This window comes from Gottfriedia acidiceleris, from assembly GCF_050457485.1.
GTDB lineage: Bacteria > Bacillota > Bacilli > Bacillales > Bacillaceae_G > Gottfriedia > Gottfriedia acidiceleris_D.
In genome coordinates this window covers 264,664-276,362 of the sequence record NZ_JBCMJM010000007.1, presented here as the reverse complement: position 1 = coordinate 276,362, position 11,699 = coordinate 264,664, and the positions used below count along the sequence as shown (strand labels likewise).

8 protein-coding genes are annotated in these 11,699 nt (G+C 32.4%); 2 read left to right on the top strand and 6 right to left on the bottom strand.

All coding sequences use genetic code 11. The features are described from left to right. Window positions 1-11: 11 nt before the first annotated feature. Entirely contained in the window at window positions 12-1,052 is a 1,041-nt protein-coding gene (locus ABEY15_RS07665) for a CotS family spore coat protein (RefSeq protein WP_429889528.1), read from the bottom strand. Window positions 1,053-1,417: 365 nt separating this feature from the next. On the opposite strand from ABEY15_RS07665, the gene ABEY15_RS07660 reads away from it, so the two are divergent. Then, window positions 1,418-1,627, top strand: coding sequence for a hypothetical protein (locus ABEY15_RS07660; RefSeq protein ID WP_429889527.1), 210 nt, complete (start codon window positions 1,418-1,420; stop codon window positions 1,625-1,627). Here the strand turns inward: ABEY15_RS07660 and ABEY15_RS07655 are convergent. Genes ABEY15_RS07655 through ABEY15_RS07645 form a run of 3 tightly spaced genes read right to left on the bottom strand, consistent with a single transcriptional unit; the run spans window position 1,613 to window position 5,468 of the window. After that, the gene (locus ABEY15_RS07655; RefSeq protein WP_429889526.1) at window positions 1,613-2,710 is read right to left on the bottom strand and encodes a GerAB/ArcD/ProY family transporter; all 1,098 of its coding nucleotides are present in this window, start codon (window positions 2,708-2,710) and stop codon (window positions 1,613-1,615) included. The two genes, ABEY15_RS07660 and ABEY15_RS07655, sit on opposite strands and share 15 nt — an antisense overlap. Window positions 2,711-2,719: 9 nt before the next feature. Then, window positions 2,720-3,913, bottom strand: coding sequence for a Ger(x)C family spore germination protein (locus ABEY15_RS07650; RefSeq protein ID WP_429889525.1), 1,194 nt, complete (start codon window positions 3,911-3,913; stop codon window positions 2,720-2,722). After that, entirely contained in the window at window positions 3,897-5,468 is a 1,572-nt protein-coding gene (locus ABEY15_RS07645; protein WP_429889524.1) for a spore germination protein, read from the bottom strand. The genes ABEY15_RS07650 and ABEY15_RS07645 overlap by 17 nt, the downstream gene beginning before the upstream one ends. A 342-nt stretch (window positions 5,469-5,810) precedes the next feature. Between ABEY15_RS07645 and ABEY15_RS07640 the strand changes: the two genes are divergently transcribed. Beyond that, window positions 5,811-9,938 carry a S8 family serine peptidase gene (locus tag ABEY15_RS07640; RefSeq protein WP_429889523.1) on the top strand — a complete coding sequence of 1,376 codons (4,128 nt, stop codon included), beginning with the start codon at window positions 5,811-5,813 and terminating at the stop codon, window positions 9,936-9,938. A 72-nt stretch (window positions 9,939-10,010) separates the two neighbouring features. Here the strand turns inward: ABEY15_RS07640 and ABEY15_RS07635 are convergent, their stop codons facing one another. Continuing rightward, the gene (locus ABEY15_RS07635) at window positions 10,011-11,489 is read right to left on the bottom strand and encodes a sodium:solute symporter family protein (RefSeq protein WP_429889522.1); all 1,479 of its coding nucleotides are present in this window, start codon (window positions 11,487-11,489) and stop codon (window positions 10,011-10,013) included. Continuing rightward, window positions 11,486-11,686, bottom strand: a complete 201-nt coding sequence (locus tag ABEY15_RS07630) for a DUF3311 domain-containing protein (RefSeq protein ID WP_429889521.1) — start codon at window positions 11,684-11,686, stop codon at window positions 11,486-11,488. The genes ABEY15_RS07635 and ABEY15_RS07630 overlap by 4 nt, the downstream gene beginning before the upstream one ends. Between the last annotated feature and the right edge of the window lie 13 nt (window positions 11,687-11,699).

Sequence of the window (11,699 nt, the reverse complement as noted above, 5' to 3'; positions counted from 1 at the left end):
TAAATGAAGTTTTATCGATCATTAAGTGCTTCGTTTATTCGGACAAAGAATGGAGAAATTACTCTTTCTTTATTAATTTCTAATGTTATTATTTTTTTCATGTTTGAAACTAGACAGGGATCAACCAATTGTGCTTCCTTATTTTCGTAATGTGCCGAAAATACGTCATAAAATAAATGTGGAAATAATAAATCAGCTTTTAGAACCTGGTACTGTATACATGCTAACGGATTGATTTCCTGATATGCGATGATTAGTTTCTTCAATAACTTTGGATTCCAATTTTTTTCTTTTTTCATTACGATATTTAAAATTCTTCTCATATCATGAATCGGCATTTCCATTTTTAACGAGCTCATATTTAAGAAATAGAAATTCGCGTCTTCTCCAATTATCAGATCGTTTACATCAAAATTCTGATAACATAATGTTTTCGTTTTCGCTGTCTCTTCTACCACTTCGGCAATATATTTATCAATTATTGCTAAAGCTTTTTCACATTGCATTAAAACCGTGTTTATATTTTTTAAAAACAGCTTATCGATTTCATTTTGATACTTTAACTTAGCTCGTTCTTCTTTCCATTTTGTTAATTTTAAAAATTTATTTTGTAAATCATTTTTCCAATTTGATTGAATAGATGAAACTTGCTCAGTTGTTAATTCTATGCCTATTGAAGCTTTATGAAAAGAAGCAATCCCATTCATCAACAGAATAAGATCTTCTTCACTCTCAAAATTTGGTCTTCTCCCATTAACAGCTTCAAATAACATAAAATAGTCATCTTTCATCTTTACAAAGCCATCACCTAATTTGGTTGTTAATACCTCTGGTGTAAATACGCCATTATCTCTAAGATAGTCAATTGCATAAATCATGAATTCAATATACCTTTCATCAATTAAAACTTTCTTCAATAATACTTCTCCGATATTAGTATCCATGGGCCATTCTGCTTTTTTTTCATCAATGTATTCTAAAGATTTATGTTTTACTTCTAAAGGGTAATTTGCAATTACTTTTTTTACTAAGTCACTAAAAAAAGCTTCCAAAAAAGATACCTCCCAAATAATACTTATCCACTGTTAATCTATGAATATGTACAAGTTTAGAGACGGCTAATCTACTAAATAAATTGAAAAGTACTTTATTTTCTAGGTTAATTTATTTTTAGTAAAAAAATTAGTTGGACCACCTGTTTTCACTTCTGTACTAATTAATGCTTACTATACAGTTTACTTTTATTAAACTAATTAAATACAACAATATCCTCTTTTATTTTAAATCCTAAAACACAAAAAAACCTAAAGTATATAGATGATTAAAACTTTAGGATTTTATCTTATATTAAGCAATGCTTTATATGCGTAAAATAACCTCTAATTCCTCATAATATTAAATAAAAGGAGTGTTAAGAATGAAAGAACTATTCATCTTTATTTTATTATCATTTTTTTGTTTTTTATTTATATATGTCCTTACGTTATTACAAGGCTTTGATCTCCATTATTTAACTTTAGCGTTTGCATCTAATAGAGTTGGTTTTATGAAGCTTGATAAAATATTGTTTTGTTACTTCCTACTTTATTTTGGTTTAACGATATTTTTTAAATTACGTAAGCGATAATTTTTTCTGAATCTTTAAAGTCACAAAAAGAATAATCGGCAATATAATTTGAAACGGCACATGTAAATATCTAGGAACCAAATCAATTCCTATATGAACATGCTGTGCGTAGGAGACGGTTGTAAATATACTAAAAAAAATAATCATTATTCCTATTAAAAACGTAATTAACCAATTTTCTTTTAAATGAAAAAGTTCTACTGTCCCCACAACTGCTCCAAAAAATAAAATGGATATTTTAATAAAGCCCAAAATAACAAAAACAATTACTGCCAATGACTCAAGTCTAGTAAAGAAATCCCCAATATTAATCAAAGATATACTAGAAAGTACAGGATAAGTTGATGCTCTAAAAATAATTTCACCTAAATTTGCAAGATGAATGATTGCTGAGATTGAAAGAAAAATGCCTGCGTAAATCATGGCCGAATAACCAATTTTAGAGGCATTTTTTGGTTGATCATAATGTTGTAATAACAATAAAAATACGATTGACTCCCCAAATGGGAATGTTAGAGTAGTAGGATATACCGATTTAAAAACTGGTTTCCATCCGAATTCAAGGATTGGTTTTAAATGGCTTAAATTGAAAAAACCAGTTAGTAATTGCGAAAAAATTAGAATAAATACAATAAACCCACTTAATAGAAAACAAATCCAAACAGTCCTTGCAAAGCTTGTAAAACCTTTCATAACAGTATAAATCATGAGAAACAACATTAATATTGATATGGTGAATAGGCCCGTATTGTCTAAGGCGACTATTAAAATTAGTTCTGCAAAATCTCTCATAACTCTTGATGCAATATAAATACAGTAAACGATATATAATATGCCAATTAAGCCGCCAATATATTTTCCCCATGCTTTTTGCAAACACTGAATTAAAGAGTTTGATGGGTTATTTTTATATATTCCTAAATACAAACTAAATAATAATAATCCACCTACTAGGCTGATCAATATCGCTATCCAGGCATCCCTTCCAGCATCTTTAGCAGGGTCGATTGCTATTGCACTCCCTATTAAATAAATAGCCATTAAACTAAATAATTGTTCTGAATTAAATTTCATATTTTGCATTACTTCACCTTATTTCTTCTTCATGATTACAGGTTCCCCTAATAAGCCACTTCGTTTAATAATCACGGTAATTTTCACATTTACTTTTGCTTTTGAAAAATCTTCCGACCAATGATTTTTAATTTGTTTCCACTTTTTTGGATCACTCGTATGTAGCATATCCCCGAATCCAAAAACATCACTTTTATAAGTTTGAGCTGATTTTATGCTGTTCTCAATCTGCTGTTTGATTACTTTTGCAGCTTGTTTTTCAATCTTGATTAACCCTTTAACAGTTTCGAGATTAACAGAACAACCCGTTTCATCAAGTAATGTTAGTAGAGTATTATCAATATTAATAATTGGATTATTCCCCTTAACTTTCACATCAGTTTTTATTTCCTGAGCTTGTAGCCGTAGAGAGCTGTATTTATTATTTCCACAGGGTACAGCAAAATTTGTTTGGTAAATTTTATCCATTACCATTAAGACACCCCTTACATCACGTCCAGAGATCCAACCAACTAGTTTACTACCTCGAAATATAGCTAAGTTATCGATTTTGGTTTGGGCTGGTTCCATCGTTTCTAAATTAGTTAACGTATTTTTTTCTTTATTATTGTTAACAATTTCAACCCCACTAATGGCAATCTCTTTCCCTGCATAAGTAAGATCTTCTCCTAATTCAAATACATTTGGGTTGACACTTTCACCTAATGAAAAATTAACATTTTGTATTTTTGAAACCATTTCTGTTGATGAAACTTTATTAATAGGCGTCATTGTATTTAATATCTGTTCAGCTGTTGAATTTTTAGCTACAAGAACAGACATAAAAGCAGAGACCCTTGGTTCACGAATAATCGCGTCTACTATTTCTTCTATACCATGCTTTGCTGCATTCTCTCCTATTACAGTTAAACCAACATGAGTAAAGTCTTTGTTCTTCGTTATTTTTTTACCTGCTTCTCTAATTGCCTCTGATAATGTTTTCCCATTACATGTATAAAGAATTACTGGTGAAGAATTGCCACCACCATTTTGACCAGTAGCTAAATCAGTTGGATTAATGACTTGTAATGTAACCTTAAAATTAGATTCGTCAGTCCAGTCGACACCTAATCCTGTAATAAATGAAATTTTATTTAGTTCCATATAATTATTACATCCTGATAGTAAAATTACGATTGCCATTAATAAATTGAATTTAATTTTTCGATTCATTGTCTTCACCGTTATTCGTTTTTTGTCTCTTTCTAATCCGTGAGGAATCAGGGACCACCTCAGATATTGATGTCTTTAAATCTTTTCTAGGTAATCGGATTAATAGATCTTCATTATCTCGAAACGACAATGGAGAAATTGGCATCAAATATGGCACTCCAAAAGAATCAATTGTATTTAAGTGAACAAGCCAAAATAAAAACATTAATGCAATACCATATAAACCAGCAACACCCGCACTTAATATAAATAAATATCTCAGTAATCTTGCTGAAGCAGCTACACTATAATTCGGTATTGTAAAACTCGAGATTCCCGTGATTGAAACAAAGATAATCATAGCCGTTGAAATAATTCCTGCTTGTACAACAGCTTGGCCGATGACAAGAGCCCCTACAATCGCAACAGTTGAAGCTAAAACTCTTGGGCTACGAATACTAGCTTCTCTTATAATTTCAAAGGCAAATTCCATTAATAGTAGCTCAACGATCGCTGGAAACGGTACACTTTCTCTTTGGGCTGCAAGACTAACCAATAATGGTGTTGGAATCATGGATCGGTGATGTGTAATTAATGCAAGATAAAAAGCAGAAACTAATAAAGAAATTAAAAAAGCTGTGAAACGTAAAAAACGTAAAAATGTCCCTACTATATAACGCTGATTATAGTCATCAGGAGACTGAAAAAACATTGGTAATGTGGCTGGTAAAACAAGACCAATTGGACTCCCATCCACAAGAAGCCCGACGCGTCCTTCCAGTATATTTGCTGCAATAACATCTGGTCTCTCAGTGTCCATTACAGTTGGAAATGGACTGTAAGGTTTTGATTCAATTAAAGACTCAATATAAATAGATTCTAAAACTCCGTTTATCTTGATATTTTCAATTTTATCTCTAATTGAATTCAATAACTCTTTATCAACTTTTCCATCTAAATAGGAAAGAACGACATTTGTATTTGTTACATCTCCTACCTTCAACATTTCCATCTTAAAATGATTATTTCGAATTCGATAACGAAGCAGCGACATATTCGTTGCAATTGATTCTGTAAAACTATCTTTTGGTCCACGAATTATTGTTTGACCAGTTGACTCTGATACTGAACGGAATTGCCCACCTTTTGTATCAATCAACAATACTTTTAACTGATTATCAATAAAAATTACTGTATCTCCATTTAACACTGCCATCATTATGTTATTCCATTCATTTTCAGTTTTAACTAGTGGCACATCAAACGTATTCTCTTTCATTTCGTTGAAAAAATTAATATCGTTTAAACTATCTATATTCGAATTTTTCCATTTATGAAGAATCGGATCAACGACAAATTGACTAATCGTGTCACCATTTGAAATACCTTGCAAATGGATTAGAGCCAATTTTCTTTTTTTGCTTTCCCCAACCTCGAACTCTCTAACGATTAAATCTGCACAATATTGTAGTTCACTATTTATATTTTGTAAGTTTTTTTGTAATTCTGATGATAAAACAACTGGAGCTTTAACTTCTTTTGATTGTCTACTTCTCTGTGGATAAACCAATCGCATACCAATCACCTATTAATTTATTTATTACTATTTAAAATTTGTTAAATGTAGAAAAATTATGCTATTTATTACCATTTTCTAAAATCACTGAATAGTTAACGTGAAAAATCACCTAATTCCTTCAATAGGAAACGTTTAAACTCGACAAAATTCATTTTTTTACTATGTTTTCTGGGTTTTTTGAACAATTTTCTTATGAATTTTGAAAGATTTATATCCTTAATTGGGAAAAACGTTGATTTTATAAGGAATAAATAACCCAATTGACTGGTTATTAAATTTTCTTAATAATCAGAATATAAGGTTGATTCCTTAAGAGAAAATTGAAGGGGTGTATTGTATTTGAAAAGAGATTTAGTATTGCCACTCAAGGTTATTTCTACTAGTTTTATAGCAGCTAGTTTGCTATTTTCTAGTCATACTTTTGCATCGGTTGATTCTGCTTCTCAAAGTGGCAGATCAAGCGTAGAACAGTATTTAAAAAACTTAACAAAAGAGGATCGAGATCGAGTACATAGCAGTGTTGAAACAAAGGATCAAGATAAATATTTATCACCTAAGCTCGATATAACTAGTAATAAACCAGTAAACATCATCGTTCAATTTGCACAGGATCCGGCTAAAACGGATGTGAAGAAAAACGAAGAAAAAGGAATTGAAGTCTCTTTAGACGAGGCAAAAAATAATGTAGAAAAATCTCATCAAAATTTTAAACATAAAATTGGACAAGCAAAAAATGCCATGTCAACTATGCAAATTCGTAGAGAGTACCGCCTGGCATTTAACGGAGTTGCGATGACTGTACCTGCTAATGAAGTACATAATATTCTAGATATGGATGAAGTTAAAGCAGTATTTGAGGATAAAATAATCAAAATAGATCCATCTCCTTCAGAGGTTCAAGCAACTGAGTCCAGTAGTCATTCCCCTTCATTAGATAGTACAGAAAATATCGGTGCAACAAAACTTCATGAAGAAGGTATTACTGGTAAAGGTGTTAAGGTTGCTGTAATTGATACAGGAATTGATTATCATCATCCTGATTTAAAAGATGTTTATAAAGGCGGATATGATTTCGTGAATAACGATTCTGATCCAATGGAAACAACATACGATGATTGGAAAAAATCTGGAGAACCTGAAATCAATGCATTAGCTGGATTTACATATTATACTTCCCATGGGACACATGTATCTGGAACGATTGCGGGTCAAGGTAAAAATAAAACAGATTATGCAGTTACCGGAGTTGCACCTGGAGTTGATCTGTATGCATATAAAGTGCTTGGGCCATATGGATCAGGTTCTTCAAGTAATATCATCGCTGGAATCGAAAAAGCAGTAGCAGACGGAATGGATGTTATTAATCTATCATTAGGTTCAAATTATAATGACCCTCTTGATCCAAATGCAATCGCAATAAATAATGCTGTTTTAGCTGGAACGACTGCTGTTATTGCAGCTGGTAACTCTGGTAGTGATTTGTATTCACTTGGTTCACCTGGTACTTCACCACTAGCTTTAACAGTTGGTGCAAGTGATTTTTCAATGACAATTCCTACGGCTACTGGTACGGTTAGTTCAACTGATAATCTTTCTTTAACAAATTTAAGACTTCTTGCAAAAAGCTATGATGACGACTTAAATACATTAAAAAACCAACAACTACCAATCGTATTTGTAGGTTTAGGAAATAGTGAAAGTGATTATAATGGCAAGGATGTAAATGGAAAAATTGCGCTAATTGAACGTGGAATACTATCCTTAAATGAAAAAGTAATGCTTGCAAAGAAACACGGAGCAAAAGCGATTTTAATGTACAATAATAACCCAACGGAAGGTCAAATACCGCATTATCTTGGAAACGGCTTTGACTTTATTCCTTCCTTTACTCTTACTAATGAACAAGGATTAAAAGTTCTAGATAAAGTAAATCAAGGTAATGCAACATTTTCTATAAACTCAATTGGCGAAATGAAAACTGGTGGAGATAATTTAGCTGATTTTAGTTCACGTGGACCTTCAAACAGATTTTATGATATTAAGCCAGAAGTTACTGCACCAGGAGTTGCTGTCTTCTCAAGTGTACCAGCTTATCAAAACGGACCAAATCATCTTACTGATTATACGAATGCATATATGAGTGCTTCTGGAACATCAATGGCTACTCCACATGTTGCTGGAGCTGCTGCCCTTCTTTTACAAAAACATCCAGAATACAAACCAGAAGATGTAAAAGCAGCTTTAATGAATACAGCCGATAAACTACAAAAAGATTATAGTGTATTTGAAGTAGGTGCAGGAAGAATTGATGTTTATGAAGCAGTTCATTCTGATTTGCATATCAAGGTACTAGATAAAACGATCAGCACAAAGGATGGTCAAGATATAACTATACCAGACGTTACAGGAGCATTAAGCTTCGGACCACAAGTTACTGCAGGTAAGGAAAAAACAGACTCTCGAGTAGTTTCTATTTCGAATACAAGTAACAAAAAGAAAACATTTAATATTCAAGTTAAGTTTAATCAAAATGTAAAAGGAGCTAAAGATGCGAAAGCAAACAATGTGACTGTAGATGTACCTGAAACGATTACACTTAATGTAAACAAAACAATTAAAATTAAACCAACAATTCATATACCTGCTTCTGCAGAATTTGGTATCTACGAAGGTTATATTTATATTACAAGCAATAACAATCCTGATGAAGTTTACCAAATACCTTTTGGTTTCAAACATTTACAAGAAGGCATTAATACAATTAACGTTTATGAAGACGCCTTTACAACACGACGTGATTTAAATCATAGTTTCCCATCTGGAACAGCCATTGAATTCTCCCTTAATAGCCCAATGGAAACTGTAGATTTAGTTTTAAAAGATGCGAAAACAGGAAAAGAACTAGGACTCGTTGATGCATATCAAGGTCTTTTTACGGAAGATACGATGTTCGAAACTGAATACGGATTTAATGGACTTTATAGTGCATTTACGGGTCATAAGGATCATCCAATTTCATATTCAAAAAGGCTTGCTCCTCCAGGAAAATATGAATTAGAACTAATCGCTACGAACAGAGAAGGTAAAACATTTAAAAAGTCTGATATATTTTATATCGAAAATACTACCCCGATGGTAAAAATGCAGCAACCAGGCGGAGTTTATGAAGTAACCCAAGACGGTATGACTTTAAGAGGCAACATATATGACCAACAAGTAGATATCATGAATCAAAATGGATTTAAATGGGATCAGTCTTCCAACATGGTTAACTTAATTAATAAAACTAAATTCTCTTCAACACCTTTAAAAATTGAAAAGAATGGCGACTTTGAATTTAAAACTGGTCTTTTAGACGGTAAGGATGTAACAAAAATTAGTCTTGACGCCTATGACTACGCAGGAAACGGAATGCAGGATCACCCTGATTTCTCATACACGTTTGTTAAAAAGGGACTTCCATATGCAAAACTAGTCGCAAACAAAAATGATGTGAAATATGGTGAAAATGTAACGCTATCACTAAGTGCAAATAATGTTAAAGATTTAACAGGAGGAGAATTTACATTAACATTCCCTTCAACAACATACGACGTTGCGAGCGTTTCTTTAAATAAGGATTATGTTTCTTATGCTAAATCACATGGTTTAAATGCTGATCTTAAAATCATTGAGCAGACCGCAAGTAAAATTACACTTAATACACAATTGACAGGTGATTCAATCCAGCCTATCCAAACGAATATGCCATTAATTGATGTAACATTTAAGGTGAAGGAAAAACCGAGCACTTATATAAAATGGATTCAAACTATTGATCTTACAAAATCTACAGCGTTCTCTTTAAATCAAGCACCTACGACAATTCAATGTTTTGGTCAAGGGATTAATATTGTACCAACCTACTCTCAACTTGAAGGTGGAATACTTGCAGATGGATTTTTAGATGACTGGGGTATTTGGCTAGACTACAAAAAAGATTTCTCTAAAGCTGGCATGACTTTAAAGTTAGTAGCTAAAAATGGAAAGACATATACAGGAGAATTTAATAGCAGTGCACGCTACTTTGTTAAAAATCTCCCAGCTTCAAATGAAGATTATGATTTAACAGTCAAAATTCCAGGACATTTCGACCGTCATGTAACAGTTAATGATTTGTATGATGTTACGAATGGAGATGTTGTTGGTAGACTATCCTACATTTTATATGCTCCAGTAATGGGTGGAGATGTAAATAACGATGACGTAATCGACGTTTTAGATGCTGATTATATTAAAACATACTGGGGCACTAACAAGCGTGCAGCCGATATTAATTTTGATGGGATCGTAGACGCAAAGGATATGAGTTTTGTTCAAAAGAATTATTTAACACCAAACCCTGATGTCCAAGACGTTCCTAAGGGTAAAACGAAAATCAAAGGTGAAACTTTAGGTGACATTTTGAAGGACTTAAACGTTCAATAAACAATTTAATAGAATAATAGAAAAACGTCGGATCTTTAGACCCGACGTTTTTCTTCTTTAAAATCACCCTTATTATCCAGCTAATATGTTACTCTTCTTATTCGCAGATATGCTATTTTTTGAAATAAGACTAATAACGATCATAACAAGTACATTTATAACTAGTGCAACAATCCCTACATTTAAGTCTTTCATTAGCTGTGGAAGATGAGGAAAAGTTTGAGCAAAGGTCTTTTCGCCTAAATCAAAAATTGAAACGATCGCTCCTCCAAATATAATCCCAGTAATAGCTCCGTATTTTGTGACAAAGTTCTTTTTCATTAAACTTAAGAAAAATGGTGGAGCAAGCTGTGTGATAAAATTATAAGCAACTATCGCAATGCTAAATAAAGAATTTCCACCTTTAAAGGTAAAATACACCCCTATTAGAGTAATGAACGGCACTACGAATTTTATTAGTTTTGCAATCTGACTTTCTGATTTAGTAGGTACAATTACTTGATAAATATTTTTTACAAATAATGTAGATATTACCATTAGAATCATAGAAGCAGGAACTAGTGCAGCTAATACTCCCGCCCCCCCTATTAAACCTACAAACCATGGATCAAATGTCTTTTTCGAAAGGAGTAATAGAATCTTGTCTCCTTCACTACCTTGCAACCCCTTAATTTGTAAGATTGCTGCAAAACCTACGAAAAAAGCAAATAATAATATTAACTGATACAGCGGCATGATGATTGCATTTTTTCTTAAAACCTTTGTATTTTTCGCTGCAAAAATTGGTGGGAATGAGTGAGGCCACATATACATCCCTATTCCACTTAATATAATAGTAGAAATATACCAAGTTAAGTTCATACCGTGTTCTGGAAGAATCGTAAAGTTTGGCTTCGCTTGTTCAATAGCCTGATACATCGGCTTAATACCGCCATAAAAATGAACAGGGAAATAAATTCCTAAAAATAGAATAATAGCGAGAATTAAAATATCCTTTAAAACAGAAGTCCATGCAGAACCATGTATACCAGATAGCATAACGAATACAGTAACACCTAACGCACCAAATAAAATGGCCATTTTAGAAGAAATAAATCCATAAGACGTAATCTCAACTATGTATCCTAATCCTTTAAATTGTAGAACTAAGTAACAAAATAAAGCGACGATTCCAACAATAGCAACAATTACTCCAAGGATCTGACTATCATACTTTTTTGCCATAAAATCTGACTGTGAAATTAATTTATGTTTCTTAGAGTATTTCCAAATCTCAGGAAAAGCCCAATATGAAATGATTGCTGCAATACATCCGTAAGAAACGATACTAAAAATGGACCCTCCTTCACCATATGCTGAACCACTTGCGCCTAAAAAGGTAAAAGTGGTATACATTTCTCCAGCTGACAATAAGAAGATGAAAAGCGTCCCCATACCACGGCCACCAACAGACCATTGTTCTAAGTTCATTTCTTTCCCTTTTTTAGACCATATACCTATAACAATCGAAATAAGAAAAAATAAGAAAATAAATAAAGTACCAGTATTCATTCTATTTCCTCCTCTTTATTCGCAGGATCAAATAAATAGATTAAACCTAAAAATGCAGTAGTAAGTACTGACCATAGTACGATGGAGAAATGAAAAAATGGCATACCAAGTACATAAGGAGTAACTTTATTTGAAAACAACGCACCTATTACAAAACCAATAATCGGTATAAAGCCAAGTAAATAGATTTTTTTCATATGCATTCTCCTT

Excerpts from the sequence above, each read along its gene's own strand:
- ABEY15_RS07650 (WP_429889525.1), bottom strand. The coding sequence starts at position 3,913 with ATGAATCGAAAAATTAAATTCAATTTATTAATGGCAATCGTAATTTTA.
- ABEY15_RS07630 (WP_429889521.1), bottom strand. The coding sequence starts at position 11,686 with ATGAAAAAAATCTATTTACTTGGCTTTATACCGATTATTGGTTTTGTA.
- ABEY15_RS07660 (WP_429889527.1), top strand. The coding sequence starts at position 1,418 with ATGAAAGAACTATTCATCTTTATTTTATTATCATTTTTTTGTTTTTTA.
- ABEY15_RS07645 (WP_429889524.1), bottom strand. The coding sequence starts at position 5,468 with ATGCGATTGGTTTATCCACAGAGAAGTAGACAATCAAAAGAAGTTAAA.
- ABEY15_RS07655 (WP_429889526.1), bottom strand. The coding sequence starts at position 2,710 with ATGCAAAATATGAAATTTAATTCAGAACAATTATTTAGTTTAATGGCT.
- ABEY15_RS07635 (WP_429889522.1), bottom strand. The coding sequence starts at position 11,489 with ATGAATACTGGTACTTTATTTATTTTCTTATTTTTTCTTATTTCGATT.